Below are 26,952 nucleotides of genomic sequence, written 5' to 3'. Positions count from 1 at the left end.
TGTTCCTTCCGGTGGGTGATGTCAGATGGTGAAGCCGATGGCCTGCAGTTGCTCGCGGCCGTCGGCAGTGATGTCGGACGGCTTCCATGCTGGAACCCATTGCCACTCGATGCGGAAGTCGGAGACGAGCCGATCACCTTCTGCCGGCAGCAGCTCGGCGCGCATCTGGTCGGACATGATCTCGGTCAGCGGGCAGGCCGCGGACGTCAATGTCATGGTGATGATGGCCACGCGGCCCTGCTCGACCGTCACGTTGCGAACGAACCCCAGGTCCACGATGTTGATACCGAGGTCGGGATCGATGACCTCGTACAAGAGTTCACGGACAGAGTCGGCCAGCGGATCACGGTCGGCAGCTCTGCGATCCGCCATGTCATCCTCGGGGCGTGAAACAGTCGGCGACGGAGCCGGCGCGACGTGTGCACCGGTCGCCTCGTAGAGGCCTCTCGGGGTCAGGTCGAACCGGATGTCGCTGGTGGCGCTGGCGATCCAGTCGGCTTTCCCGTGCGCCTTCCGTCGTACCCGCACAATGTCCTCACCCGCGGTCACGGTTGCGGCGGTGACCACGAGCTGTCGCGGGTCGAGGCCCGAAGAGCGCGCATCCGACATCGCTTTGTCGATGATGCGGGCGACCGGTTCGCAGGTGTGGCCAGCCGCGAAGCGGAGCTTTTCCCGCGCCTGGGGTGCGGTGAGCCCAGAGACGGTGTCGAGTGCCGCACGCGCCTCCTCGCACGGCACGCGCACTTGCGACTCGTTAATTGTCAGTGCGGTCACGAGAGTCATGAGGTCCTCTCCTCTGCTGGGGCGCTGGCGGGTACGCGTGAGCGCAGTCGGTTGAGCGGCATCGCCTGGTCCCGCAGCTTGTCGGCCGTCACATCATGGTCGACGAACAGCAACCGGCGCACCGCAATCACGTCGCGCGGCTGGTTGAGCGAGATTACGCTGCGAATGCGCCCGTCCCGCAAGGCGAATGCCGAGAACTTCAGGTCCTCGAGCGAGCCACGGATGACGACTTCGTCCGATCCCTCGGCGCGCCCCGTCCGCTGCAGGTTGTGTTCGTATTGATCGGACCAGAACCAGTGCGCCTCGAGGAACGGCTCGTCGTGGCCGAGAAGATTGCGCGCTGCCGCCGCGCCGTGCCGGGTGGCGGTGTCGTGGTGTTCGACCCGCAGGTGCTGGTCGTAGAACGGGTGATAGGAGGAGGCGACGTCGCCGGCGGCATACACGTTCGGCACGTTCGTTCGGCAGAATTGGTCGGTGACGATGCCGTTGTCGGTGACGATGCCGGCCTCGGCGGCCAGTTCTACGTTGGGCAATGAGCCCGCTCCGACGACGACGAGGTCGGCCTCGATGGAACCGTGATTGGTTCGCACGACAGCCGACGAACCGGTGTCGTGGACGCCGAGTACGACGCTGTTGAGATGCAGCCCAACCCCTTTGGCGCGGTGTATGTCGGTGAAAACGGTGCCGATCGAATGGCCGAGTGCTTTGTTCATCAAGACGTCGCCGCGTTCCACGATGGTGGCGCGCTTCCCAAGACCCACGGCAGTTGCCGCGACCTCGCAGCCGATGAATCCGCCGCCGAGAACCGCGACGTGTTCGGCTGATGCGAGCCGAGAACGCAACAACTTGGCGTCCGCGAATGACCGCAGCGTGAGTATTCGGTCGCTCGCCTCGCCCGGTGCCGGCCGGGCGCGGACTCCGGTCGCCAAGACGAGTCCGTCGTAGGACAGCGATTCGCCGGTCGAGAGTTTCAAGCGCCTTGCTCGTGGGTCGAGGCCTTGAGCCTTTACCCCGAGAAGGGTCTGTACTTGGTGGTCGGCGTACCACTGTGGCTCGCGAATCAGCGTCGGTGTCGGGGGTGAACCAGGTTCCAGGAAGTCTTTCGACAGCGGTGGTCGCTCGTAGGGCACAGTGTCGTCGTCACTGACGAGGACGAGTTCGCCGTCGAAGCCGCCGGACCGAAGGGTGGCCACGGCCGAGGCCGCCGCCACCCCTCCTCCGACGACGACGTGTCGTACGGTGCTCATTCGACGTCCACCTGGATCATGCCGTCGGCATTCACCCTGCACGGGAACGACTTCAGTGTGGTGTCGTCAGGGTTGATACCTGCGCCGGTATCGGCAGCGAAGGTCCACATGTGCCGGAGGCAGGTGATCGATTCACCGTCGAAGTCGCCTTCGTCGAGGAGCCATGCCTGGTGCGGGCATTTGTTTTCGAAGGCACGGACTGCGCCGTCGACATTCACCACGAGAACCTTTGTGCCGTCGATCTCGATACCGACCATGTCGCCTTCCCACAAGTCGTCGATGTGCTGAGCGTCCTGCCAGCGCCGGGTGGCGTCGTCTGTCATCATGGCGCGCTCACCTTCGCCACCGCCTCGGCTGGTGCCAGGATGCCGCGCAACAAGCCTTCGCGTGCGGCCTTGGCACCGGCAGTGACGGCGTCGGCGTTGCGTGGGATTTCGGGAGTCTCCGCGAGGATCGTCGCGAGCCCTTGTGCAGCGGCATCGGCGATCGGGGACCACCTGGCCACCCATTTGTCGATTGCCGATGCGCTGGTGGGCTGCTGGGTGATCGCGAACTCCGCCAGGGCGATGCTCCACCGGTTTCGTCGCTGGTTGTCCGCATCGAGGAAGCCGTGCAGAAGCCAGGTCAGTTCGTCGCCGTTGTCACGGGCTATCTCACCGAATTGGCGGCTCAGAACGTCGTCCAACGTCGGCAGCAGCACGAGGTTGAGCGCAGTGAATGCTTCGCCCCAGTCGTAGGTGGCGAGCACGCTCTCGACTGCCTTGCGGGCGGGTTGCCATCCGGGGTGTGTCTCCCACACTCTGCGTTCATGATCGGTGCCGATGTCGGAGCTCGGTTGTGCTAGTTGCAATTCCCGAGTGCGGTACGCGATCGTGGTGACCCGACGCAGGAAGTCCGCGGTGGCGAGCCCTGCCGCATTCGTGACGTAGGATGTCGGCGCCATGTGGCCGATGTAGGCCTCGATTTGTTGAAAACCGTGCACGGGATAGCGCGACGGTGTGTACAGGGTGGCGAGCGTCTCGACCCAGCCCGGAGCAAGGGCCGCAGCGGAACCGGCCGCCGAGTACTCCTCAAGCACGCCGTGCACCTTCAACTCGGACTCCGCTTGGGCGTTGACGTACGTCCGATAGGTGTACTGGTCCGGGTCGCGAAACTGCTCCCAGTCATGGGCTTGGAGGGCCGAGTTGTCCCGGTACGTCTTGAACCACATGTTGGGCGCTGAGGATGGATTCTGTTCGAACGCCGACGTACGGTTCTGCCGCGTTGTCCAGTTCTGCCCGTGCGTCACGATCTCGTATTCGCTCGGCATCTTGCGAATTTCACCGAACGCACTGAACGTGCGGCGGGCGCGTGGTTTGCGAACTTGTTCAGTCATGAGCGAGTACTCCTTCGGGCGACGCGGTGCGTTTGATGTTCTCCCACACGATTTCGTCGCTGTTGTTGACGACACGGCCGACGAAAGACGACATCATCGTTCCGAAGGAACGAATCTCGTAGTCTGCGCCCAGATATCCGCGAAGTGTGTTCTGCGTGACACGAATTCGGTCATGTCCTTGGATCCGCACATACGACCCGCGGTCGACGACCTCGATGTCTTGGTCGGGATTGTCATCACGGATGGCGGCGATGACTTCTTCGATCTGGTCGCCCATGCGCAGGATGGGACCGACAACACTGTTCATGACACTCCCTTGGGCACGAGGTACTCGACCGCGATGTGGTCGAGCGGTGCGAAGCCGGCATCGGCGACGGTCATCTCCGCGGGGACGACCCGACCGTTGTGGATGACGACCTTCTCATACGGAAGGGCACGCACACGTTTGCCCTCGACGTGATGGGCGACCGCCGCCGCCACTTCGGTCATGGTGTCAGCGGTGGTCACCGGCACCAGGATCTGGACGAAGTCCGTCGCGAAGATCGCGTTGAGCGGTACCAGCTCCGGTGCCCGGTCCGCGGGCCCCAGCTCGACTGTTTCTCGAGACTGTGTCATTGCGTCGCCCCCTGAACCGTTGCGGCAGCGATACCCTCGACCGCGCGGCCGATATAGTCGCGGGTCCAGGCGCCGTAGTCGGGGTCGTCGCCCATGGCGTCGGGCGTCATACCCATGTAGTTCAGGATCCCGCCGACATCCATCGGCTGGATCTGACCGGCCAGGAACCGGTCGATGAGCGTCTCGTGATTGACATTGTCACGGTCTTTCCAGAAGATCTGCCGGCAGGCGTTGGTGCAGAAGTGGTATTTCTTGCCGTCGTAGTCGAGCTGCCACGTGCGAACCTTCCACTCCCCGTTGCGCGACGGGGTCGCGTTGCAACACGGGAGATGGCAGGTGCTGCACAGCCACGGCAGCGTTTCGGGCAATGTCGCCGCGACATTGTTTGCGTTGACTTGGTCGATCATCACGTCCCATTTGTCGCCGTAGACGTTCTCCCAGTTGGGGTATTTGGAAGCGAGCCAAGCGCGTTCGTCTTTGCTGACGCCGGCCTTCGGACGCCACCACACGGTGGGACGCCAGTACCACAGACCCATATGCAACCCGTGGTGCCAGGTGTCCAGTCCAGTGATGAACTCATCCCAGTACCACGGCTTCTTCAGTCCATAGTCTTCGATCGTGTGGATGTACTGGTCGATGATCCACTCCTCCATGAACTCCCGGTAAGACTGCTTGCGGTGTTCGAGAGGGGTGTAATAATCCATCGCCGGCCCGGTGAGCGCGGCGAAGGCTCGGGCCGAGCCCCAGAAGCTTTTGTCGATCACCCACTGCGCGCGGACCGGGTCATGCTCGACCAGGATCTCCATCGTGGGGCCACCCTGTTGGGAGTGGCGAGCTTCGTCGGTCTGGATCGAGGAGATCATGTTGGCGAAGTTCACGTCGCCCGATTCCAGTGCGTCCGCCGAGAGAGCAATGAACTGCAGATTGGTGAAGCCGGTCTCGAAGGTGAACGGCAGCTCGATCGCGAGGTCGACGACGTTGGGTGCAACCATCATGCCGTCGAACAGGTTTCGTAGCGCTATAGGTACCCAGTCGTTGGTGTGGAACGTTTTCTGGGTCCAGTCGTACTGTGCGTCTTGGCCGACGAACTCGTGTCCGAAGAACGTGGTGATCTGCGCGTGCCGCATCTCGTCGAGCTGACCGAACGTCGCCATGTTGCGCCAGGATCCATTCAGTCCGAACCGTGCCATCTTCAGCTCACCGATCACCGCAGCATATTCGACCAGTGCGACCCCGCCGAAATGCATTTTGGTGGCCGACTTCCACCCCTCGTCGAGATCTTGAAATGTATTCGAGCGCTGCAATGCGGCCTTGACCGCGTAGGTGGATGATTCCTTTTCACGTTGGGTTGCCACATATTCGGGATAGCTGACTTTGTAGGACTCCTCCCATCCCTGCCACGCCTCGCGCGGTACTTTCCCTGTACCGCAATGCCATTCAGGATAGATTGCCTCGTAGTCGACGTAAGTGGGCGTCCAATCGACGTCGCGGACGAATCCCTGCCACTCTTCTCGCTTCAATAAGGTCATAATGTTGTGCTCCTCTAGTCGACTTCCATGTGGCCGAGCTGTTGGCTGATTCCGGCGTTGTTCCAATAACCGGTCACCGATTCGATGAGACCGTCGCTGTTGAGCCGGAAGATGAATATGTGTGGTTCGCTGAAGGTCTTGCCTGCGGGGAGGACCAAGCCCCATGGCTGCTGCTGAGTTCCGCCGATATCGACCTGGACGACGACGTCGCCCTCGTCGTTGGCGTCGACGGAATGCACGACATTGGACAGGTTGGGAAACGCGTTGATCAGGCCCGTCCAGATCGGCTTGCCGACTGTTCCCACCTTGCCGTCGCCACGCAGTACGCGCTGTTTACCCCACACTTCGAAGGGCGGGTAGGAGAAGTCTGCGTTGATCGTGCAGAGATCCACCATCCCGTCGACGTCGTGTGCGCGGTACCGGTCGAAGAACTCAGTCACCACCGCAGCGTTTTGTGCTGCAGTGCGCGACGACACAATTACTGATGCACTGGACATGGGTGAGCTCCTCATACGATTGCTATTTGGTCGAACCGCTTGACCCCGAGGCGGCGGTAGAGCTGCTGTTGGCACCAGTACGCGTCGATCTGCGTGATGCGGTCCTCGGCGACGACGAAACGCCACACTTCGTCCAAGTCGACGTGTTTCTCCTGGTTGATCGCACCGGCATAGGGGGCGGCTTGGGTGCCCTGGACGTTGATCACGGTGGTGACCACGTTGCCTGCGGTGATGATCCTTTTCACGGTGACGATCAGATCGGGGAAGGCCTCGACAATGTCGGCGAGGACGGTGCGGATGATGCCTCGCCCGGTATCATGGCGACCGAGTCCGTAGACGTTGACGTTGATGTCTTCGGCTGTGTTGCCGAGGGCTCCGTCGATGTCACGTCCGGCGAAGTCATCGAGAAAGTCGCTGACGACTTTCTGCGGGCTGCGACTGTTCACAGGGGTACTCCTTCTGGTCTTGCGCAGGAACGACAGCACCTCAGGCTGCCTTCGCCGAGGGCGCGGCTTTCAGCGCTGTGATGACGGCGGCGGCGACGGCCTCGGTCGAACCCGGGTTCTGGCCCGTGATGACGTGCCGGTCGACAACAACGTGGCTTGCCCACGCGGACGGGCCGTCGTCGAACACGGCGCCGGCATTCTTTAACGCGGTGTCGACGTACCAGGGCAGGCCGAGGAGGCCCGGTTCGGTTTGGTTCTCCTCCTCGTCGGTGAAGCACGTCATCCGGTAGCCGTCGAAAAGCCATTGACCGTCAGCACGTTCGGGCGCCGAGAGCATCAGCGCAGGGCCGTGACACAGAGATGCGATCGGCGCACGCTTCTCGTGCAAGGCAACCAGCAGTCGCCCGACATCGGGGTTGTCTGCCAGGTCGACCATCGGTCCGTGCCCACCCGGGGCGAACACCGCATCGAAGCCGGCCAGTTCGTCGTCGCCGAGGCTGCTCAGATCCAGTGGGTGGTTGAATCCGTCGATCTCGTCGAGTCGTGCTTTTCGTTCGGAGGCAAGTTCTTCACTCGCTGCGCGTTGTGTCGCGACGGCCTGGTGAATCTCTACCTGGCTCAGTCCTGCGGTCAGGCCGTCCTCCAGCATTACATCGGCAAGGTGTCGATCGTGCCGCCACGCGATCTTGGCTGCCTTGCTGACCTGATCGTGTGCCTGCGCCGGTGTCATGCCCTTGCCTTCGAGTGCAGCTGCAATCCGGCGACTGGCGGCAAGTCCTAGTTCGGTGTTTTGGTGCAGCGTGAATCGGATGTCGTCGACATCGTGGGCGAAGGTGCGCACGACGGAGTTGAGATAGTCCTTGTCTTCTTCCGGATAGTGGAAGTACCAGGTCAGTCCGTAGGGATCGGCTGTGGGTTTCTTGCCGTCGGGGGTAATGACGGCGACGTCGAAACCAGCCGCGGTGAAACTTTCGATGGGCTTGATCGCTTCCTCGGCGAAGTACCCTGTCGGATGGGTCGTGCCATCGGCCATGGTGATCTCGGTTGCGCTCGAGACCAGGTAGGCAATGCGCGTCATCGGGCTTCCTCCTGCGTCGTTGGATGGTGAGAATGTGACTGCGATTACATCGCTCTCAAAGCAAACCCCACCCGCAACCTCAGCGGTACTGCGTTCCAACTCAATGTGTGCCCATTCCGAGCGACTCTGAAATACCGATATCGCAGACCGACGGGCTTGTATCGGAATCGAACTCAGTAGCGACTATCTCAACCGTCTCGGACCTAGCGTGGGGGTTGCGCGGCCTTCGGCCGCGTTGTCACCCATACAGATTCTCACCCCCAATCCAGTGAGCTGAACCGCACGCTTCGGAGGTCCGGGAACCACCAGGCCTGTGCGATGTGAACATCACCAGCTCTCAAAAAGGGGATCAGATCCGCTGCGTGATCGGCGGGTCGAGGGCTTCCGCGGCAGCCAACACTCGTGACCGCAGCCAGCGATGGCCGGCGTGATGTCAGGGATGGGAATGGGCGGCGAGGCCAGTCTGAGCCCGTCCATCGGCCCCACCAGCGGTCGAGCGCTCCAAGACCAAAGCGGCCGAGCGCTCCAAGACCAAGCAGGCGAGTCTGGTCCCCCGGATAAGAAACGGAGCCATCAAGAAGCTCCCGATCGTCAGCTCGATGCGTTGCAGCGGCTGCCGCTTCGCGCTCACGGAAGTCCACCCAATGCTGGTGTGCAACACGACGGGACATCATCGGATTTACCTCCCTCCAGCGGCGGCGCCGGTCGGCGTCGGACTGTCTCTTACCTCAAGCAAACCCCACCCGAAACCGCAGCGGTACTGCGTTCCGACTCACTCTGTGCCCATTCCGAGCGACTCTGAAATACCGATATCGCAGACCGACGGACTTGTATCGGAATCGAACTCAGTAGCGACTATCTCAACCGTCTCGGACTTAACGTGGGGTTGCGCGGCCTTCGGCCGCGTTGTCACCTACACGATGGAGGATCATCAATGTCCCGCATACTTTTTGCCGTGACCGGATCAGATAGTTGGACACTGGCCGACGGCACTGTGCACCCCTGTGGATACTGGCCCGAAGAGTTGGCTGTCCCGCACGAAGTGTTCACCGACGCCGGGTTCGAGATCACGATCGCTACTCCGGGCGGCGTCCGCCCGGCAGCAGACGAGGCCGGGTTTTCGCCGGAAATGAACGGCGGCACAACCGAACCCGGAGATCGATTTCGTTCCTACCTCGACGGCATTGCCGAGATCCTTTCGGTGCCAACCGATCTGAATGGTGTCCGCGCGGAGGACTTCGACCTGGTCTTCGTCCCAGGGGGGCATGGGCCCATGGAAGACCTTGCAGTGTCGGATACTTTCGGCGCACTCATCGGCGAATTCGTTGCGCAGAGTAAACCCGTCGCCGCGGTGTGCCATGGACCGGCAGCGCTGTTGCCGGCCCGCAACGGAGACGGATCATGGCTGTTCAAAGGCCGCCGTGTCACGGGATTCAGTAACGCCGAGGAATCTCAGGTGGGGTTCGCAGACAAGGCGCCGTGGCTACTACAGAACCGGCTCATTGAGAGCGGAGGCGTGTTCGAAGAGAGCGGCTCGCCATGGCAGGAGCATGTCTCCGTGGACGGCAACCTCTACACCGGTCAGAATCCAGCATCATCGAGGCCGTTGGCGGAGTCACTGGTTGCGGCGCTGCTCTCAGCTCGCGTCTGAGCGAATCGCCCGCATTTCCTCGCCCAGGGCCTGTGCATCTGTATAGGCTCTGGGCGTTACCCCGAATCGCCCCCGGAATTCCTTGATGAAGTGGGAAACGCTGGAGTAGCCCACCGCACGCGACACCTCGGTGACAGCGAGTCGACCGTCAACGAGCAGTTCGCGTGCGCGGTCGAGGCGAATCTCCTTCACGAACTGGTACGGCGACCGGCCTGTCACCTCGCGGAACAGATGCGAAAATGCCGACGGGCTCAGACTCACCTGCTCAGCCATATCCGTGACAGTCATCGGTTCGCCGAGATGGGCGCGGATGTAGGTCAACGCAGCCGCGACCGGATTGCCCGCCGCCTGCTGTGCGGCGATATGCAACATTCGCGAGAATTGCTCCCTCTGCAGGACGCGATACACCATTTCCTGCATGTATAGCGGAGCCAGCACGCGGCGATCAGGTCCCGCCGACAGCGATTGCAAGAAACGCAGCACCGTGCCCATGAGGTCCTGGTCTAGTGCCGATACCACGCACTTGTCGCGTTCTGCGTCGAAGCGTACCGGCGGGAACGACGCGACTCGACGCTCGAGCATATCCGTCGACACCTTGCGGACGAGCGCTGGGTCGATCTGCAGAACGAACGACAGGAAGGGCAGACGTGCAGACGCCTCGAGAATCTCTGCTTGAAAATGCAGATTACTGCTTAGCACAAGGTAATTGAACGGGTCGTACACGTAGCGCTTACCCTCGACGGTCACTGCCTTGCGTCCCTGCGCGACGATGCCCAGAGATAGTGACTGGATTTCTTCCCACTGCGGCTCCATCGGTTCGGTGAATCGATAGATAGTCAGTCCTGGCCATCCGCCGTCGTTGCCACCGACCCGCGGCGCCAGCGTGGCGAGCGCAGCAATAAGATCACCGGACGTGATCCTGTGCTCGATTTGATTGATAACAGTCATTGATCGGACCTTCCGTCATCGAGACACGCCGCAACGCAATATATGGGCCCGCAGCAGCCGCTTCGTCGAGATCTGGGGTCCTGGCTTCCTCGTGGATGTAAATCGATGCTACGCCTCGTCGCCGCACAAGTCATTCATCGTCCAAATGCGAAGTGGAACTACCCTATGGGTAGAGAAGGAGAGGACAGGGTCCCTCGTCGACGAGACTGAGAACGTCCGTAGGACAGTGGCGCCGGCGGGCTTTTTCTCTACCCGAATGAAGTTCCGGTGCCGACGGTCATAAGTCTGTCACCTGGGGAGACCCGGTTGCTGCTGGGTGGTTGTTCGCCATCTCCCACGACGCTCGTTGGAGGACGTCTTCACAAGCCGGGGCCGGACCAAGCACGGCCTGGCCATCATCGCGGGCCTCCCGGTGGAGGAACCGCAATCGGCGGCGTCCGCGGTCCCTTGGCAGTCGTGTGCTGCAGGAGGACGTCGAGGCCGCCCACAAGATCGAAACCGCGGGATCGGTGATGCCGTTCCACTCCCCCACTTCGCATTCCCTGACGCACGCCACGGCGGTAAAAAAAGGCACCAACGTTACTAATGAGATGGTTCGCTGTGTGCCACAAAGACATCCAAGAATTGACCATAACCCGTGTAATTCCGGGGATTTTGGTACCTACCTCGTATATCAACTTTTGTACCACGGAGTTCTCGTAGTCACACCGAGGCGTGTGTCACCTCACATGGTTCTGTGGGACAAAGATGAATGAGAAGATGGGTCCATGATCGACCTCGCGAACGTCACCGTCAGGGAGTACCTGCGTGTGTCCCAGGACCGCTCGGGCATCGGCAAGAGCCCGGACCAGCAGCACGACGAGATGGGGCGCGAGTGCCGGGCGCGGAACTGGCGGTTACACCCGGTGCCATATCGGGACGACAATCGCAGCGCAAGCCGTTACGCCCGCAAGACCCGTGAGGGCTTCCTCGAGCTCATGGCCGACCTCAAGGCCGGGACCTTCGGGGCTGACCTGCTGGGCATATGGGAGTCTTCCCGAGGATCGAGGCGCACGAGCGAGTGGCTTGAGCTCATTGACCTGTGCATGGAGCGGCATGTCAAGATTTGGGTCCTCACCCATGGCCGCGTCTATGACCCGAACAATGCCCGCGATCGCCGAAGCCTGCGCGAGGACGCCTCCGATGCTGAGTACGAAAGTGACAAGACCTCCGAGCGTCTGCTCCGTGATGTCCGTGCGAACGCCGAGAAGGGCCGGCCTCACGGCAAGCAGATCTACGGGTACCAGCGGATTTACGACCAGGAGACGCGAAAGCTGATCGAGGTCATCCCCCATCCTGAACAGGCCGCAATAGTCAAAGAAGCTGCGCGGCGAGTGCTGGCCGGTGAAACTTTCTACATGATCGCCAAGGATTTCAACAGCCGCAGCATCCCGCCGCGCAGAATAGCGTACCGGGAGCAGCGCCAGAACCTGGGTTGGACAGCCGTCGCGATCAAGCAGATGCTGGGGACGCCTGCCTACGCAGGGCTGCGGCAGCACCAGGGGGAGATCCTCGGCGGTGCGATCTGGAAGCCGCTCATCGATCCGACGGCGTGGCGGAAGCTGCAGGTGATCATGAACCCGGAGTGGAGGAAGCGGACGAACGTCTGGCCAGCGAAGCACCTGCTCTCGGGAATTGCAGTCTGCGGCGTGTGCGGAGCAGGCGCTCGAATCGGCAAGCAGAACAAGGGCCGGCAGCGGGTCGACGAGGAAGGCAATCTCCTCCCCCGCCAGCACTACAACACGTATCTCTGCGTCGGCGTGCCCGGCAGGACCGGCTTCCATGTCGCGATGAAGGAGACGCACCTCGATGCGATCGTGATCGAACTCGTGCTCGCGTGGATCGAGCGTCCCGATTTCATGGCTCGCATTGGACAGCAGGACAGGGACGTCGACTCCGAGCGTCAGGAGCTGCTGAAAGAGATCGAGGGTCACCAAGAGTGGCTCAAGCAGGTGCATGTCGAGGCCGAGCGCCGTCGGGACCTTAGCTACCTCACGAAGCAGGAGGACATCGTGCAGCCGAAGATCGATGCTGCCGAGGCGAAGCTGCTGCTTTTGGCCGATGTTGATCCTGTGGTTCTGGATCTGGCACGCTCTGGCCGCGTCCGAGAGATCTGGTCTGAGCGCGAGGAGGCGGGAGATCTTGACTGGTGCCGCCATGTGATCCGCACGGTGGCCACTCCCAAGATCATGAGAGCGGCGAAGAGGGGTGTCCGCGGCGTGGACCCTGATCGAGTCGTCATGGACTGGCGCTGACGACTCGCGTAAGGGCCTCTATTCGCTTGCCATTCGAATGGTCTATCGCATACGATTCGAATCATGATTTCGAAAGCGAACGAGAGGGCCGCATTGCTGCGCGACGTACGTGTTGCGAGCACTGGCGAGTCGTTCGCAGAGTGGTGTACTCGGACCGTGGCTGAGGCCCCGCCGCCTTCTGATGTTCAGGTCATGCAGCTGCTCGGTTTCTTCACTCAGGCAGCGGATCAGCCCATCACCGTCAGGGTCACGGATAAGGATCAGGCGCAGATCGACGATGACGTTCGGAGTGCCGCGTAGGTGCAGTTGATCGGTCTGCGTTCCGTACGGTGGGCCAAATCTTGCTCGCCGTCTACTAGAACTCGGCGAGAAGCACTGCCACACTTGTTGAGCTCGTCGGCCCGGGCGAGTATCTCGGTTTCCCCTTTGGGGGTCTTGTCCCGGCCCCTAGGATTCGGTGAGCTTCATCGTTCCGTTGCAAATCGGGTACCCGGTGCAGCCGAAGAACTGCCCGTATCGCCCTTCTCGTTCCTTCATGGTGCGCTTCCTGCATTTCGGGCAGACCACCGGGGTAATATCGTCGCCTTTGGCGGATCGGATCTTGACGACCTGGTCTCTGACCAGTTCAAGGAGGAATGCCGATTCCCCACCAGCGCGGGTGACCAGGAGAGCTGAGCGCTTGGCACGGGTCAAGGCGACGTAGAACAGGCGTCGTTCCTCAGCATGCGGGTAGGGATCGGGCTCGGCCATGGCCAATTGCAGGAGCGGATCATCCTCGATGGCGCTGGGGAAGCCACGCTTCTCAAGGCCGAGGACAACGACGTAGTCGGCTTCCTTTCCTTTCGAGGCATGCACGGTGTTGAACTCGACGGTCAAGTTGGCGTAACGGGCATCCAGTACGGAGGTGACATCGTCCTTTGAGCGCGCATACCGGCCAAGCAGCAGAACTTTCGCGAGCGAGGTGAGTTGCTCGTCGATGCCCATGAGGTGTTGCCGGACGACTGAGCTGTACTGACTGCGTTCCCGTACGCTGACCGCGAGCACGGTCTCGTCCGTGTCCGGTCTAGAGGACCGGACATTCTTGGAAATCTGAACGGGGTTCTTCATCACAAACCCGCCGGCGATGTCGCATAGGGACTGCGGGGACCGGAAAGTGCGGTCAAGCCAGATCGTCGATCCTGTGCCGAACCAGTCGTCAAAGTGCGTCATCACGCTCAGGTCCGAGCCGGCGAAGCGGTTGATTGACTGCCAGTCATCACCCACCGCGTATAGGTAGGTTCCGGGAGTCTTCAGCAGCGCCCGGACGAGAGCCGCACGGGCCGTGCTGGTGTCCTGCATCTCGTCGACCATGACGAGCCGGTAGGGACTCTCCCACCGGTCCGACTCGACATGATCTACAGCGAGATTCAGCATGTCCTCGAAATCAATCTGGCCCGCCGCGCGGAGCTGATGATCCCATTCGGCGAGGATGACGCCGTATAGCTGCGTGAAGAGTCTGGCCCGCAAGGTCCGGCCGGCCCGCTGCGCCAGCTCCTCCGGAGTGAGGCGGTTGCCCTTCGCATGTGACATGAACGACCGCATCAATGCGACCATCGCCTGGTCGCTGATCGGCGGCTCGCCGACCGCCTCCAGGTACGGGTCTTCCACAAGTTGGATTCCGTGTCGGCGGAGCTCCTTCTCGAGGTGTTCGAATCCGGACCCGTCCCGAATGGTCGCCGAGGTCGTCTCGATCAGCCCGGTGCCGTAGCGGGTGTGGGTCTGACGCCGCCACTCCATGCTCTCGGCATACCCGTCGAAGTGCGGCGGCGGAGTCCCGTCCGGGCCTAGTGCCCAGTGCTCATGCCAGACGTCGATGTCCGGGTAGTAGAAGTCGGGCTGGTATTGCCGGTGGTGCGCGTCTGCGACGTCGTGAGCATACGGCCGCTCGTACTCGTACCGGACGCCGTTCAGGAAGAGCCAGTTGGCGATCATGACCTCTTCCTGGCTCTTCACTACCTCCCCGGCGAGAGTTCCAAAACCGTTGGTACCGGTGTTCCGGTCTGACTTCTCAGGATCAGCTTCATCCCCGAGGTCCGGCAGCTGCCTGCCGAACACGAGCCGGAAAAGGTCCCAGTCCCGCCGGAAGGCCTGATCCCGGTCGCGGAGGACATCCACGATCGCCGCGAGCCGTCCGATCCCGTTGTCCCGGGGGAGGTCATCCGGAATGGAGGGCTTGCGGCCGCTGACCTCACCGATGATGCGCAGCCCGAAGGCATGGAACGTGCTCGACGCCACCCCGGCACCGTCATCGCCGAGTCGGGCGATGAAGCGGTCCGAGAGTTCACCGGCTGCCTTCTTATTGAACGCGAGAGCCAGGATCTCAACCGGCTGTGCGATGCCGCGCCGGATCGCATAGCCAGCACGCGCCACCATCGTCGAGGTCTTTCCGGAGCCGGCGGCCGCGATCACGCGCACCCGGTTGTCGAAGCAGACGGTGGCTCTGGTCTGTTCTTCCGTCAACGGCGACTTCTCCACCGTGCTGAAGAAGTCCGCCAGATCGTTCTTCTCCCACTCCAGGAACGCCTCGTTTCTCTGGGCAGCCCACCTTGGTAAGTCAGTGGTACGACAAGCGTCGACAGCGGCTCGCTGGTCCTCGCGCTTGGCCTCGGGAAACCCTCGGAGCCGTGGATCGCTGTCAGCAACGAGCCACACAGCAACATCAGGACGGGAGCCCTCGAGCGCGGCGATCGAGTCCTGGTCCGCCCATCTGGGTCGGTCCATCACTTCTCGGACCCGGGCCCACCACAGGCGGGCAGCCTCTCCCTCTTCCTCCGCCTTTGAAAGGAGAGCAGCTAGCTGCCGTCGCTCGTCGACCTCAGAACGGTATGCGACCGCGATCTCACGCACCGCACGGTGAGAGAGCCCGGTAAGCACCGTTTCTGTCCGGTGGGCGAAAGTGATGACGATCTGCTTCGAACCCTCATCACCATGGAGTCCAAGGATGTCCTGGACATCGACGTCGACCGCTCCTGGTATTCCGCGGACATGCAGACGGCCCTCGCCTATCGACAGCACCCATGCCCCAGCGCCCCTGAACGCTTTCGCCCACCAGCCTGGCTTCCACTCCGTCATGCTCCCCCCAAAAAAGCTCAAAAACCAGCCATGTGTCGTCATTCCACGGTATCAGCGGCAGCGACACGCCCATCGGTGGCCGGTAGATGATCCCGGGCCTGGTTCCAGACGGAATAGCACGTGGCCGTGTGATTCAGATACGGCACGATGAATGAGAAATGCGCCGGGGCTCGATGCGGAGCTCGCGAAAGCACGGTGAGTCAATATCAGCTGCGGCCGACAGGGAAGATCCTGCGCCAGTATGCCGCTTCGGCGTTCGTGAGTATCTCGTAGATCCTCTCCACGGTGAACTTCCCCAAGTAGGGGCGTTCGGCGGGTTCGAGTTCTCCCAGGGACTCGACCGCGGCAGCCAGGAGTACATCATCCTCGACGGATTCCTCCACCCATTCTTTGACGCCGTCGGCTGCCAGGTCTTCCCACGTATAAGGTGATGTCGCGATGGAATCGCGGACCGCTGAGAGTCTTTCACTGGCGTTGTGGCTGCGGGACCTGATGTAGAGGCGTTCCTGGTAGCGATCGGAAGTCACTGACACCACAGACGCCTTCGCGAAGGGCGAAAGCGGGGCAGTGTGAGCGTCAATGACCTGATATCCGTCAGAGCCCGGGTGCCGGTGGTGAAGCTCCTGTCGGATTTCCCTGATCCGATGGCCGGGGCGAAGTGCGATTGCAGCGGGGGTCCCGTTGCCCTTGTTGCTGTCCCCGATGAGTTTGCGTGGCATGATGTGTGTCCGGACGGGTGGGAGTCAGTATGTACTGCGGCCTTTTCCCCATGGTATTCCCCGGTGCAGGCAACGCTGAAGGGCATATTTTTTTGCGGGAACCGACACGCGCCGCCCGGGGAAACGATCGGCTTGTGGCATCCTCGAACCATGAATATGCCGGACCGGACATTCCAAGTCCTCGACCCGCGATATTGGGAAATGCTTCGCGGCTCCCATGCTGCCTACCAATCAGGCACTTCGCCGGTGTACGACGAGGTCCTCATCGAAGTCGCGGACCGGATCCGAACGACGGCCAGCATCGGCAAGGCCGATATCGGGGCCCTGCTGTTCTGGAAGCGCCTCCGGGCGGACACGACCTGGGTCCGGGAATTGATGACCACGCCGGAACAAGACGTCCGCGCAGTGACGGCGAAGGCCGTGGCCGCAGTCAACGACGAGTCGCTGACCGTACCTGAGGCCGCTTCCGCCGGACGCCGTGAACTCGCCGCGTTGCCCGGGTTCAAGACAGGAGATGCACTCGCGTCGGCGCTTCTGCTGGCTGCAGCTCCCGGGCGCATGGCGATATACGATGACCGGGCCCAAACCGGCCTGGAGACTTTGGGTCTTTCACTCTCGGCAGCACGTGGCAGGTATGGACGCTACATGGAGCTGGTGGAGGATCTGCGCTCCACGGCAAACCTGCACCGGCACGCATGGACTGCGAGAGACGTCGACACCGCGCTCTTTTGGCTCGGCGGTCAAAAATAAACGAAGTGAGACGGACGGTTCCGGCCGGTGCCGTCTCTACCCAATATTCTTGTTGCCAGTTTCGGATGTGGACCACTCGGGGCAGGCCGTCGCGCCGACCTGTGGCAAAACCAGGCCGTTTGCCCGCTTCGATCTGTTTCCAGTCACCTCTAACGATCGATTAGCCGCACGAAACCCACCTTCTCCAGGTTGCTACGGAGGCCATCCCGCTTCCTGTGCTCAGGAGCCTCGCCTTGGCGGAAAAACTCATCGGTCAGGCGACGCAACCGAGGTCCATTTGCTTATCCATGACCGAACGTGGCCACTAAGTTGATCGATTGTGCTGAGAAATTGTCGGTAAGCCTCGAATGTCGCCGCGTTGGTGTCGTGCAGAAGATTGGTCTTGAGATTCTGTGCGAATCGGAACGCTTCCAGGGTGTCGTTGTTGATCAGTCCGTTGCGCTGGAAATCCGACACCGCCTGCAGGAGAGTCTTTGGTTGGGCATAGGATGTTGATGTCCCCCCCGATCCCATAAAAACGGTTTGATGCAACTTCCAGGTGTCGTTTGTGAGAGCGGCCCACCTACTGATGATTTGCGCGTTGGCAGCGTCCAAAAGTTCGGTGGTTTCCGAGTCCGGTTCTTCCGGTTCATGGGCAACGGAGGGCGGGGGTACGGAGCCTTCATCCTTCTTTTTCAGCTCGTTGGGGATCCTCTCCACCATCTCCGACAATTCGCTGGTATTTTCAGCGAACGAGATCGTTGCCCCGCCGAAAGCTGCTTCCTTTACCCGATGGAGAATGTGTCTGATCTGATCCCGAAAAGTCCACAAGCCAGCCAGGACCACGCCTGGCCAAGCAAGTACCTTCAGAAACTCCAGTACAAGCAGAGCGATGTCCCGCGAAACTATTCCGTAATCCAATTCCCACCCCATGAGCTACCCAGTCGACGCCAACGTCAAAGCCGAACTGAGCGTACTACAAGCCAGAGAATTGCCTAGCATTCCTGGAAATGCCTAAGGGAGGCACCGAACGGCAGCAGAAGCACGGTGACGATAGACTCCCGCTGAGGTTCCGTTGGCTCGCACACTTCTTCGGCCGTTGGCGGCTCGAGCGTTCCGCAGTCCGAGATGTTTATCCGGGCCGTCCCAATGGCTTGGACCCCTGGGTGCGGGTGAACTTCCTCGGTGAGGAGACCATGCCGTGGTCCTTTCTGACCCAGTGGCCGCAGGACGTCCTTGGAGCCGCGGAAGAGCGCTGTTGGTTCGATATGGCGACCAGATCCGGTGACGGCGCATTGCCCGCCCCTACCTACCGGCCGTGAAGGCGGGGGACGTCGCTGCCGGTCGCTGACAGCCATTAGGTGGAGGGTTCAACACAAAAGGCTGTGCGGCAAACACCGACCACTCATTTGGACCCCGTTCGCCACCTAATTTCAAAATTTCGACACGCAGCGGCCCCACCCCGCACATATCTTCTGGAGGACCCTGCGGTTTTGGGAATCAGTGGAATCTGGAGGAGCGATCACGGTGCTGTTTGAGCGGGAGATCACCCGCATTCTGGAGTTCGCCTGCCGGGGTTTAAGTGTTCGGGTCATCGGAGCACCAGGCAGCGGGAGAACCACCGTGGCGAGGAAGGTTGTCGACCATCTGGAAGACCGCGGCGCGAACGTTTACAGCATCTTTGCAATGCGTTCCCTCAAAGGCGTCCCGTTTGCCGGCCTCCACTCCTTGGAATTGGGGCATCGGAACCGAGGCTCAGGCATCGTCGGCCTGTCCGACGTTTTGTCGGGGCTTCTGGCAAAACAAGGACCCCGGTTCATCCTTGTCGATGACATCGAAAACCTGGACAGCGAAACTCTGGCTGTTATCGACGTTGCCCAGAAACGCACCCAGCGGCCCCTCATCGTAACGATGAGCGATAGCCCGTCCGGTTCCACTCCTCTGCTTGGTCTGGATTGCTGGCCCGCTGTCACCGTCCCGCTCCAGCCCCTCGGTTATGTGCAGGTCGAAGCTGTCAGCGCGGAAATTCTCGGCGCGCCGGCCGATGACGATGTCGTCGCACGGGTCTTTTCATGGTCCGGCGGCAACCCCCGTCTCGTGGCAAGGATCCTCGAAAGCGCTGTGGTGAGCGAAAGGCTCGTCCTCCGGGGCGGCTCCTGGCACATCAACGGCCGCACCTTGATGAACGTACATCTTCACGGCACCGTCGAGGGCCTGCTTTACGGCCTTGAACGCGATGAGCGCACCGCATTGCGCACCATAGCGATCACCGGTTTCTGGCGTCTGGACCATCGCACCACGATCGGAGCTGACGTGCTCGGCCGATTGGAACACCGCGGCCTCCTCGCGGTCGTTGCAGGTGCGGACGGGGTCCTGGCCGCGTCCGTCGTTCCTCCGTTGATCGCCGACTACCTCAGGAACCAAGTCCGCGGCTTACGCGAGAGGAGCCCCGCCGATGACTTCAGACCAGTACCAGCGACCGAGGCCGCCATCAAAGAGCTCAGCAAACGATACGGCCTGGAAGACCAGCCCGGGGCGGCCGTTACTCCCGGGAGCGCGGGTCAACGCCTCACCAAGCGAGAGGCAGAAGTCGCCCTGTTGGCCGGGAATCTGGACAACCGGGAAATCGCTTCACGGCTCGGAGTCAGCATCAGGACCGTTGAGAGTCACCTCGCGAACGCCCGCCGCAAAACACGGACTCAGACCCGCAAGGGGCTCTTCCACCATGTCCACCGGGCGGCCGAGCCCGGGAGACCGGAAGCGCCAGGGCTGCCTCGTGATTAGTCTCACCACCGATGCCGCCAGGTATTCCAAGCATCTACAGCTTTATGCAGGCGACAGGATTTTGTGTGACTGAACACCAGTCGAACCGGCGGTCCGGCAGATCTTTTTTGTTCCACCTTCAGGTCTGTCACGGTACTTGTTGAAGGGCGAACACGGCGTCATTGAGCGCTGGCAGCACAAACCGACGTCGAAAGTCACCGCACGCATCTGGTTCTACCTCCACAAGCGCACGGTTTTTCTGGAGCAGGTGTACACCGGTCATCCGAACGAGACTAAGTGGCCCCCACCAGACTCGTCTCAGCCGAAGCTCACGAGCGACGGGCAGCCACCCTCACTCAGCCCGTCGATAGTGCATCGCGACCGCACCGTTGCTGAGCGGCTCCGCCGAGATCAGATCGAGGCGTCGGGTGCGGGGCAGCCCGCCCTGGTAAAGGGTGGGGCCGTGGCCAGCAATCATGGGATGGACAAGGAACTTGTACTCGTCGATCAGATCCAGTCTGTCCAGCTCTGTCGCAAGTTTGCCGCTGCCGACGAGAACCCCGCCGGGAGTCGCTTCCTTGAGATCCTGCACCGCCGTGCGCAGGTCGCCCACGACGTGGTGGCTGTTGGTCCACGGGAAGTCGCTTCGCGTCGACGACACAACGTACTTCGGCTTGGCCTCCAGCTTGAGCGCCCACTCGCGCATCGCAGGCGGCGCGTCCTGGTCGCCGCGGGCGACCGCCGGCCAGTAGCTCTCCATCATCTCGTATGTGGTGCGGCCCCAGAGCATTGCGCCGCCCTCGTCCATGAGGCGGGTGAAGTAGGCGTGCGTCTCGTCGTCGGCGATGCCTTCCTGGTGGTCGACGCAACCATCCAGGGTGACGTTGATGCTGAACGTCAGGAGAGCCATACGACGATTCTAGGCCGTCCACTCACTGATGCCTCGACTATCACCGCCTTGCGCGAGGCTATTCACTGGACTAGTTAACACGTAGCACGGCAGGCTCTCCCCTACTCAGTTCAGTGCAAGGATGCGCAGGTCATCATTCGAGTAGCGGAGCCTCTAGTATTTTGTCCAATCGCGCGCCTTAATCCTTGCTATGAACAGGGTGAAAAGCTGGATCGAGCTACTCGGCGGCTGGTGTTTGGGGCGGCGACCAAGGACGTCAGATACTCGGCACATGATCGGATCATGGGCCGCAAAAGCGATGCTTGGTTTCATCGTGTTTGAGTGGGTTGTTCAGCTTGGGTGGAAGGGTAATAGCACCTACAGCTACGCGTCGAACTACGTCAGCGACCTCGGCGCGGTGCACTGCGACGACGTCGGCAACCCTACACGTTACGTGTGTTCTCCGTCCTTCGCTGCGATGGATCTGGCTCTCATCTTCATCGGCGTGAACGTCGTCGTAGCGGCCTGTCTCATCACCTCGCCGGTGCTCTGGATTGCAGCACATGCCGGCGACCTTGATGACGCCTACAAGGCTGTGGGCCGGGACAAAACTGACGGCAAGATTCGAATGCAGCCCACCGGCTTTGCCAAGGTAACGACAACCATCATTCGTTGGTCGCTCGCCGTTACCGGGCTAGCTATTTTCGCCATCGGCGTCTTCCCCGAAGACTATCCAAATGCAGGCCACACTATTGGAATCCACGACCCGGCCGTCGTCATTCTGTCCTTTGGCATCTTCGTAACCCTCGTCTCGACCGGCGTGCTCTGGTTCAGACGGACCGACGCAAGCCTTTGGTTTTTCGGACTGGCCATCGTCGCCGGTGTATCGGGGTTGTTGATGCTGCTCACCGGGGGTAAAACTGATTTCTCAGGCATTTTTGAGCGTGGCGTCATCTACGCGTTCATTGCCGGCCTGGCCATTCTTGGCTTCATGGTCAGTTCTGCGGCCCATAATGAGCGCATTGGCCAACTTCAGCCGCGACTAGCCACAAAGCCGCTATGGGGGCCTCGCCAAGCTGGGCGGCTTGTCGCACCGTTCAGGCGGCGTCATGCGACCGTGCTCGAGGTTTAGCAGTCGACCATGCTGCGGGAACCCACCCCTCGTTGGCGGGTAACGCGCGGATGACGGCCAGGATGGTTCACTTGGCGGACACGTGTCCGCTCTGTATCCACCGAAGGCCAGAGGACGACGGCCCAGGACGCTAGAGGTGACGTCTGCGTCTGCGATTGGGGCTAGACGACGGAGTCTCATGCAGGCAAAAAGGAGGCAGGCGGAAAGGCGTAGGTTCGGAACTCCTTACGGCAGTAATCAAGCCTGAGGTCAGCACTGGTCTGTGGGTTGCAGATCCAAACCGGCGTGCCCAGGCGTTCTACCGAAGCATGGGGCGGAAATTGGGTTTGCGCTTTAGCCTCTGGCTTGCGCGACGAGGGGCTCTCGGACTAGGGGCCCGTTAGTCAGTGGTTCCCGTCGGGGCTTCCGAGGCAGTGCTCGACGTCTCTTCAGCGATCACCTGTAACTCGCGGTCCTGTGCTTCGTAACCTGGTCGCCCGATGTTCTCGAACGGGCTCTCCGGCAACGTGAACGCATAAGCCGCGTTGTTCAGCCCCTCGCCCTCGGTGCCTTGTCGCATCGAACTCAGGATCCTTTCGACGATTGCAGGTTCAACGCGCTTCATCATGCTCCGCATGCTTTCGATCTCCGCTTCGGTTGCAGGAGGAATCTCCCGCTCGCGTTCGAGACGAGCTCTGCCCTCGATATGCTCTCCGAGCCGGAGCTGCCAGCCGATCTGATGTACGTATCCGATGACATCGCGCACGGAATCGCCGTCAGCGACCTCCGCTGGCGTGGCAGGCTCGCCAGCCGGCGTGACGTCCACGTAGAAGCCCCGTTGTTTGAGCACGTTGTGGTCAAGCTTCCATGCCTCGATCGTGCCGAGCACTCTGGCGTTCTCCTCGGGATCCCCGGCCTCGACGCCGAACCAGTAGTCCTCGCGAATCAGGAAGCCGTGCACGATCTCGAGCTTGCGTCCGTGCAGCCCCCAGAGCTTCTGCAGACGTTCATCGACGAAGGGCTCGCCCTCTGGGGCATAGGCCATGTGCACCCGGCGCTCGTGCAGAGCGATCGCCTTGCCGGATTCCTCCATGCCAAGGATCGCGAGCGATCGGGCAAGTGCCACGTTGTCATTTTCAAGCATCGTCAGCGCAGCTCGCAGGAGCTTGTCGGCGTTCGCGAGCAGGGCGTCTTGGAGCGAGATGACTTGCGACGGAGACAGATCGGCGGGGAGACGTAACGGGCGGGCCATGAGTGTATTCTCCCGTATGCCCCCGACATAAGCCGTGTCTACCGTGCGAGGACTTAGATCCATGCGCCGGAGGGGTAAGGATGACGAGGATCCGCGATGCGCAGGGGTTGCAACATGGTGGAGAATGTTGGTGGACCTCCGTGTAGGTTTCCTCCAAATAGCCGCCCGTCATGCGGGGCATCGGAAAGGTTGCCGGGCTCGGCTCTTGGCAAAGGTTCTGCCTAGACGGCCTTGACCGGTTGTCCTGCGAGATTCCAGTAAGTAATGGTGTGTCCGTTAGGGCAGAAGGGTCGCCCAATTCGCCGATGCTCCACCTCGACACCCCCAACAGTCTGGATATACCAGGTCTCAAACAACCGCGTACGACATTTCGGGCACTTGTACTTCGACTTCCGATTCTCCATGATTCCCCCGGGGCATGTGGTCGGCGATTAACCGAGCATAGGACTCCAGGTGGCGACGTGGAAGGCTGAACGCTGGGCCACGGAACATAACTAGCAGGCCGACGAAGCCGGGTGTTTGTCGTCAACGGTCCTGATCGGAATAGCCGCGACCGAGAAGGGAAGGTGCACAGCGGTCGGCGCACCGGCGAATCGGCTGCCTGTTGCCCAGGTCCGCATCACAGCCCACGGGCATCTAACCACCCGGAGCCTTCACGCGCTCTATGTTGTCGTGAGGCGGGCAAACGCCCTCATGCATGGTCTGGCCCTTGAAATCGACGTCACCGGGGCCAACGTGGACCCCGCGGCCATGGAAGCGCTCCGCAGCTGCTCGCAATCCCACCGCCTTCCAGCCCTGATCGATCCCCAACAGTCAGAGCTCAACATCTCCGTCCGCTCATCCGCCGACGCTGCCATGGCAGCTTGACCGCAGATCGCAACCGAACGGCCCACGGGACGGCGCGTGCCGTTGGCGTCCTGTCAGCTGTGCTCAGATCCGGGGATGGCCGGAAGGCCAAGTGTCATGAAGACGCTGTGGGGGTCCGGCCGGTAACCGTTGAATGGCCCGCAGGGTGTGAAACCGTATTTGCTGTACAGCCTCCGCGCCGGTGCGAAGAACCGCTGTGCCCCGGTTTCCAGATACAGGCGTCGGTAGCCGCGTTGGCTGGCTTCCTCGATGAGAACGGCGAGGAGGCGGGTTGCCACCCCTTGCCTTCGTGAAGATGCCGTGGTGCGCATTGATTTGAGTTCCGCGGCTGCCGGCGTGAGTTCCTTCAGCGCCCCGCACCCAAGGAGCATCCCCGCTCTCCTGGCCGTCCAGAACGTGATGCCCGGGCCGGCCAATCCCACATGGTCCAGGGCGTGCACGCTTCCCGCGGGCGATGCCGCGTACATGTCGTCAAGATGCTCGCCCAACAGCTCCTGGACGTCTTCACGTGACGGATCATCGACCATGATTTGAATCAAACTCATTCCCCCAAATACTGCGGTTACTTCGATACAAACCTTGCCGACCGCAGGGCCTGACCGGCATTAGTGGGCGGCTCGGTCACTGACGAACCCGGCAAGTTCCACGATTCTTACATACGTTTGTGAAAAGTCGCCTTCACCTGACCTGCAGTTCCAGGAACCAATCATCGGACTGCTGAATAGCAACAGCGGGGGCAATCCGGCCGTACTTCCGGACCGGAACCATCGGAGATGAAAAGTGCTGAAAAATTCTATGGGCCGGTGAGTGCAGCGATGACGACAATGACCGTCAGGACCGTCAGGACAGCCAGTACAACGTATCCGATCCACTTCGGGCGCGGTCGATGTGGGTTGATATCGAGGTAGGGCATGGGCGCGGCTACTTCTCGCGTACCGGCGACGCCGCGTTCTTCCGCTTCGCATGCCACAGCACGAGCAGGTGAACGGAAAGCATCAACACAAATGAGGCCCCCAGGAAGATCACGAGGCCGGTGGCATAGCGGATGAAATCCACGAAAAGTGCCTTTCAGTAGGACAACCCGACGATCGTATCCAGAAGGTGTCGCGCATACACAGTCAAGCTCAGGATGACGCTAAGGAAAGCTCAGGATTTGCTTAATATTGCCCCGGCGTATTCAGGTCTCCACCCCTTGAACGCTTCCGGATACCTTCGCGGGATGGTCCCTGGCCGGGGGTTTATATGCCCATTTGAATTCGGCCGCGGCGTTCGGGTACTTGTTTCGCCGGAAAGCCGCGTGGAGCGTGGCATTCTCGTTCGGCCCGGGCTGCCTCTTTCAAACAGTTCATGCAAAGCCCGCCCTTTCCTTGTAGCTTGGGAACTACAGGTCTGAATACCGTGTCGGTGCTGGGCTGCCACGGATTCTTGAAGTACACATGGGGGGCCATGAGCGACTTAGGCGTGGCTGTAGTAATAGAAGACGACGAGGACATGCGCAACCTGATCGGGGGAATCCTTCTCCAATGGGGTTTCGAAGTCCATACAGCATCCGACGGCCGCGAAGGCGTTGAGGTGGTTCGGGACATCAACCCCGACGTCGTGACCGTGGACGTGGGTCTGCCGGACATTGACGGGCTCGAGGTACTGCGCAGGATCCGGGAGTTCAGCAACGCCTATATCGTGATGCTCACCGGCCGGGCTGACGAACCTTATCAACTGACGGCCCTTGACGGCGGAGCCGATGAATACATCACCAAGCCCTTCTGGCCGCGGGAGATGCAGGCCAGAATCGTAGCGATGATGGGCCGGCCGCGGCCCCAGACCGCGGGCAGTCATTTCCCCGACCCACGGCTGAGTCCTCTCCCTTCCGAGGGCTGGACGGGAGAGTAAGTTCTCTGGCACAACCGACTGGACCTGGATCAGGAGGCGGGCGCCAACAGTGGGCAGTGACGCCGAGTGCGTGCTGGAGGCCATATCGGAACAGCGATCCCGCGGTCGTTGTTGCATCCTAGCGGGATCCCCGCCGTACAGCTTGCCCGTCGCGGGATCATGCAATTAGGCTTGGTCAATCCGGCCAGCGCCGGATCCGCGCCGGAATGCGGCCCCGTAGGTGGGGATGCCGGCAACCCAGCGGGCCGTGTACCCACCCTACGACTACACACTAAGCCCCTCACCGTCCCCCACGGTGGGGGGCTTTTTACCGCGGGTCCACTAAAACCAGCCGTTCAGTTGTTGCGGTTCATGAGGTGCTCAAGGAGCGCTTGGTCCGGCCTTCCAGGATGTCGGGAAATGCTCGCCCTCAATTTCACCCGGAGCCGTTCACCATCAGGATCAGTGCCGCTCAGAACTTGATCGATGATGTCCTGCGCCTGCTCGGGCAGGGTCGCCAAGTTGTCGTTCCCGCCTTTGCCTGGCGAAACGATCACCTCAGGTATTTCGGATGGGCCATAAGACTTGCGCGGTTCTAGGTCGGCAGGGACGGCGAACTCCCCGGAGTTTTTGCGCTACATGCCGTCGGACGATACGGGGCGGGCCGTCGTTCCGCGCATCTGAGGAAAGTAGACGACGAGACGCGTAGACATGCGCCAGGAGCGACCATAGAGTCGATATTGATCCTAGTTCAAGGGTTACGGACTGGGTCAGCCGGAACGAGTCCTCAAGATGCTTCCCACGCAACTGGTTCTACTGCTCATGTTGATCGGCGTGGTGATGACTTTCCCCATTGCCATCTATGAGTCGCGCCACCCCCGTCAGAAAGACAATCCGTGGGGTTCCCGGCGGATCGCGCTTATGAGCCTGGGTTTCACGGGCTGCATGCTTTCCCTAGCTGCAACCGCTGCACCGGTCATAATGCCCCGCTAGACAAGCCCGGGATCAGGATGCCCGGCTGCTGGGACTCAGTGGTATTCGTCCCGATGCAGGCTGTGATGACCAGCCCTGCCAGTTGCCCGCAGTCTGTTCTGGGGGGGGGGAATCTTCCCTATCTGTCAAGCCGTGGTCGGGATGGTGTCGTCGGCGGTGTGGAGTGCGTTTAGGGTGCGGTAGAGG

At 61.3% G+C, this 26,952-nt stretch carries 28 protein-coding genes and 1 pseudogene; 10 read left to right on the top strand and 19 right to left on the bottom strand.

The genetic code is table 11. The features are described from left to right. Nucleotides 1–21: 21 nt before the first annotated feature. From QRN59_RS24545 to QRN59_RS10590, 10 genes are read right to left on the bottom strand one after another with little or no spacing between them, the layout of a single operon-like run. Nucleotides 22–783, bottom strand: coding sequence for an iron-sulfur cluster assembly protein (locus tag QRN59_RS24545; RefSeq protein ID WP_350225231.1), 762 nt, complete (start codon nt 781–783; stop codon nt 22–24). Continuing rightward, complete coding sequence (locus tag QRN59_RS10630; RefSeq protein ID WP_284982477.1) at nt 780–2,030, bottom strand: NAD(P)/FAD-dependent oxidoreductase; 1,251 nt, start codon at nt 2,028–2,030, stop codon at nt 780–782. Before QRN59_RS10630 ends, QRN59_RS24545 begins: the two co-directional genes overlap by 4 nt. After that, complete coding sequence (locus QRN59_RS10625; RefSeq protein ID WP_284982476.1) at nt 2,027–2,356, bottom strand: Rieske 2Fe-2S domain-containing protein; 330 nt, start codon at nt 2,354–2,356, stop codon at nt 2,027–2,029. The genes QRN59_RS10630 and QRN59_RS10625 overlap by 4 nt, the downstream gene beginning before the upstream one ends. Then, nucleotides 2,353–3,405, bottom strand: a complete 1,053-nt coding sequence (locus tag QRN59_RS10620) for a ferritin family protein (RefSeq protein WP_284982475.1) — start codon at nt 3,403–3,405, stop codon at nt 2,353–2,355. The genes QRN59_RS10625 and QRN59_RS10620 overlap by 4 nt, the downstream gene beginning before the upstream one ends. Beyond that, complete coding sequence (locus tag QRN59_RS10615; RefSeq protein ID WP_284982474.1) at nt 3,398–3,712, bottom strand: MmoB/DmpM family protein; 315 nt, start codon at nt 3,710–3,712, stop codon at nt 3,398–3,400. The genes QRN59_RS10620 and QRN59_RS10615 overlap by 8 nt, the downstream gene beginning before the upstream one ends. Further along, nucleotides 3,709–4,020, bottom strand: coding sequence for a toluene-4-monooxygenase system B family protein (locus tag QRN59_RS10610; RefSeq protein WP_284982473.1), 312 nt, complete (start codon nt 4,018–4,020; stop codon nt 3,709–3,711). The genes QRN59_RS10615 and QRN59_RS10610 overlap by 4 nt, the downstream gene beginning before the upstream one ends. Continuing rightward, nucleotides 4,017–5,549 carry a ferritin family protein gene (locus tag QRN59_RS10605; RefSeq protein ID WP_284982472.1) on the bottom strand — a complete coding sequence of 511 codons (1,533 nt, stop codon included), beginning with the start codon at nt 5,547–5,549 and terminating at the stop codon, nt 4,017–4,019. The genes QRN59_RS10610 and QRN59_RS10605 overlap by 4 nt, the downstream gene beginning before the upstream one ends. A gap of 14 nt (nt 5,550–5,563) precedes the next feature. After that, entirely contained in the window at nt 5,564–6,046 is a 483-nt protein-coding gene (locus QRN59_RS10600) for a nuclear transport factor 2 family protein (RefSeq protein ID WP_284982471.1), read from the bottom strand. 11 nt (nt 6,047–6,057) lie between these two features. Beyond that, nucleotides 6,058–6,492, bottom strand: a complete 435-nt coding sequence (locus QRN59_RS10595; RefSeq protein ID WP_284982470.1) for a nuclear transport factor 2 family protein — start codon at nt 6,490–6,492, stop codon at nt 6,058–6,060. Between the two features lie 40 nt (nt 6,493–6,532). Next, nucleotides 6,533–7,570 carry a DJ-1/PfpI family protein gene (locus tag QRN59_RS10590; RefSeq protein ID WP_284982469.1) on the bottom strand — a complete coding sequence of 346 codons (1,038 nt, stop codon included), beginning with the start codon at nt 7,568–7,570 and terminating at the stop codon, nt 6,533–6,535. 934 nt (nt 7,571–8,504) lie between these two features. Here QRN59_RS10590 and QRN59_RS10585 point away from each other — a divergent pair. Beyond that, nucleotides 8,505–9,221, top strand: coding sequence for a type 1 glutamine amidotransferase domain-containing protein (locus QRN59_RS10585; RefSeq protein WP_284982468.1), 717 nt, complete (start codon nt 8,505–8,507; stop codon nt 9,219–9,221). Here QRN59_RS10585 and QRN59_RS10580 read toward each other — a convergent pair. Beyond that, nucleotides 9,207–10,169, bottom strand: a complete 963-nt coding sequence (locus tag QRN59_RS10580; protein ID WP_284982467.1) for an AraC family transcriptional regulator — start codon at nt 10,167–10,169, stop codon at nt 9,207–9,209. The genes QRN59_RS10585 and QRN59_RS10580 overlap by 15 nt on opposite strands. Before the next feature lie 767 nt (nt 10,170–10,936). On the opposite strand from QRN59_RS10580, the gene QRN59_RS10575 reads away from it, so the two are divergent. Both QRN59_RS10575 and QRN59_RS10570 read left to right on the top strand, forming a co-directional pair. Next, nucleotides 10,937–12,463: a recombinase family protein gene (locus tag QRN59_RS10575; protein ID WP_284982466.1), complete on the top strand. Its 1,527-nt coding sequence runs from the start codon at nt 10,937–10,939 to the stop codon at nt 12,461–12,463. Nucleotides 12,464–12,526: 63 nt separating this feature from the next. After that, nucleotides 12,527–12,763, top strand: a complete 237-nt coding sequence (locus tag QRN59_RS10570; RefSeq protein ID WP_284982465.1) for a hypothetical protein — start codon at nt 12,527–12,529, stop codon at nt 12,761–12,763. Nucleotides 12,764–12,910: 147 nt separating this feature from the next. On the opposite strand, the gene QRN59_RS10565 is transcribed toward QRN59_RS10570, so the two are convergent. Together QRN59_RS10565 and QRN59_RS10560 are read right to left on the bottom strand one after the other, a co-directional pair. Further along, nucleotides 12,911–15,574, bottom strand: coding sequence for a UvrD-helicase domain-containing protein (locus QRN59_RS10565; protein ID WP_284982464.1), 2,664 nt, complete (start codon nt 15,572–15,574; stop codon nt 12,911–12,913). A 206-nt stretch (nt 15,575–15,780) separates the two neighbouring features. Continuing rightward, on the bottom strand, nt 15,781–16,293 hold the full coding sequence (locus QRN59_RS10560) for a hypothetical protein (protein WP_284982463.1): 513 nt from the start codon (nt 16,291–16,293) through the stop codon (nt 15,781–15,783). A 150-nt stretch (nt 16,294–16,443) separates the two neighbouring features. On the opposite strand from QRN59_RS10560, the gene QRN59_RS10555 reads away from it, so the two are divergent. After that, nucleotides 16,444–17,043, top strand: coding sequence for a hypothetical protein (locus QRN59_RS10555; protein ID WP_284982462.1), 600 nt, complete (start codon nt 16,444–16,446; stop codon nt 17,041–17,043). Between the two features lie 246 nt (nt 17,044–17,289). Here the strand turns inward: QRN59_RS10555 and QRN59_RS10550 are convergent, their stop codons facing one another. After that, on the bottom strand, nt 17,290–17,943 hold the full coding sequence (locus QRN59_RS10550; protein ID WP_284982461.1) for a hypothetical protein: 654 nt from the start codon (nt 17,941–17,943) through the stop codon (nt 17,290–17,292). Between the two features lie 89 nt (nt 17,944–18,032). On the opposite strand from QRN59_RS10550, the gene QRN59_RS10545 reads away from it, so the two are divergent. Next, entirely contained in the window at nt 18,033–18,344 is a 312-nt protein-coding gene (locus QRN59_RS10545) for a hypothetical protein (protein ID WP_284982460.1), read from the top strand. 364 nt (nt 18,345–18,708) lie between these two features. Further along, entirely contained in the window at nt 18,709–19,806 is a 1,098-nt protein-coding gene (locus QRN59_RS10540; protein WP_284982459.1) for a helix-turn-helix transcriptional regulator, read from the top strand. Nucleotides 19,807–20,137: 331 nt separating this feature from the next. Here QRN59_RS10540 and QRN59_RS10535 read toward each other — a convergent pair whose 3' ends face one another. Continuing rightward, complete coding sequence (locus QRN59_RS10535; RefSeq protein ID WP_284982458.1) at nt 20,138–20,695, bottom strand: dihydrofolate reductase family protein; 558 nt, start codon at nt 20,693–20,695, stop codon at nt 20,138–20,140. A 271-nt stretch (nt 20,696–20,966) separates the two neighbouring features. On the opposite strand from QRN59_RS10535, the gene QRN59_RS10530 reads away from it, so the two are divergent. Then, nucleotides 20,967–21,806 carry a DUF998 domain-containing protein gene (locus tag QRN59_RS10530; RefSeq protein ID WP_284982457.1) on the top strand — a complete coding sequence of 280 codons (840 nt, stop codon included), beginning with the start codon at nt 20,967–20,969 and terminating at the stop codon, nt 21,804–21,806. A gap of 155 nt (nt 21,807–21,961) precedes the next feature. After that, complete coding sequence (locus QRN59_RS24540; protein ID WP_350225230.1) at nt 21,962–22,189, top strand: GNAT family N-acetyltransferase; 228 nt, start codon at nt 21,962–21,964, stop codon at nt 22,187–22,189. On the opposite strand, the gene QRN59_RS10525 is transcribed toward QRN59_RS24540, so the two are convergent. Beyond that, a complete protein-coding gene (locus QRN59_RS10525) occupies nt 22,186–23,037 on the bottom strand; it encodes an AbiV family abortive infection protein (RefSeq protein ID WP_284982456.1) in 852 nt (283 codons plus the stop codon). The two genes, QRN59_RS24540 and QRN59_RS10525, sit on opposite strands and share 4 nt — an antisense overlap. A gap of 672 nt (nt 23,038–23,709) precedes the next feature. Here QRN59_RS10525 and QRN59_RS10520 point away from each other — a divergent pair. Next, a complete protein-coding gene (locus QRN59_RS10520) occupies nt 23,710–23,904 on the top strand; it encodes a hypothetical protein (protein WP_284982455.1) in 195 nt (64 codons plus the stop codon). Nucleotides 23,905–23,957: 53 nt separating this feature from the next. Here QRN59_RS10520 and QRN59_RS10515 read toward each other — a convergent pair whose 3' ends face one another. Continuing rightward, a complete protein-coding gene (locus tag QRN59_RS10515) occupies nt 23,958–24,443 on the bottom strand; it encodes a GNAT family N-acetyltransferase (protein WP_284982505.1) in 486 nt (161 codons plus the stop codon). Between the two features lie 382 nt (nt 24,444–24,825). Further along, nucleotides 24,826–24,960, bottom strand: coding sequence for a hypothetical protein (locus tag QRN59_RS10510; protein ID WP_284982454.1), 135 nt, complete (start codon nt 24,958–24,960; stop codon nt 24,826–24,828). A gap of 390 nt (nt 24,961–25,350) precedes the next feature. Between QRN59_RS10510 and QRN59_RS10505 the strand changes: the two are divergent. Next, nucleotides 25,351–25,734: pseudogene (locus QRN59_RS10505) on the top strand (response regulator transcription factor); the annotation flags it as partial. 395 nt (nt 25,735–26,129) lie between these two features. On the opposite strand, the gene QRN59_RS10500 reads toward QRN59_RS10505, so the two are convergent. Beyond that, nucleotides 26,130–26,330 (bottom strand): hypothetical protein, encoded by a 201-nt coding sequence (locus QRN59_RS10500; RefSeq protein ID WP_284982453.1) that lies wholly within the window; start codon nt 26,328–26,330, stop codon nt 26,130–26,132. Nucleotides 26,331–26,952 lie beyond the last annotated feature (622 nt).

Source organism: Arthrobacter sp. efr-133-TYG-118, assembly GCF_030209755.1.
Taxonomy (GTDB): Bacteria; Actinomycetota; Actinomycetes; order Actinomycetales; family Micrococcaceae; genus Arthrobacter.
This window is presented reverse-complemented; position numbering and strand designations above follow the sequence as displayed.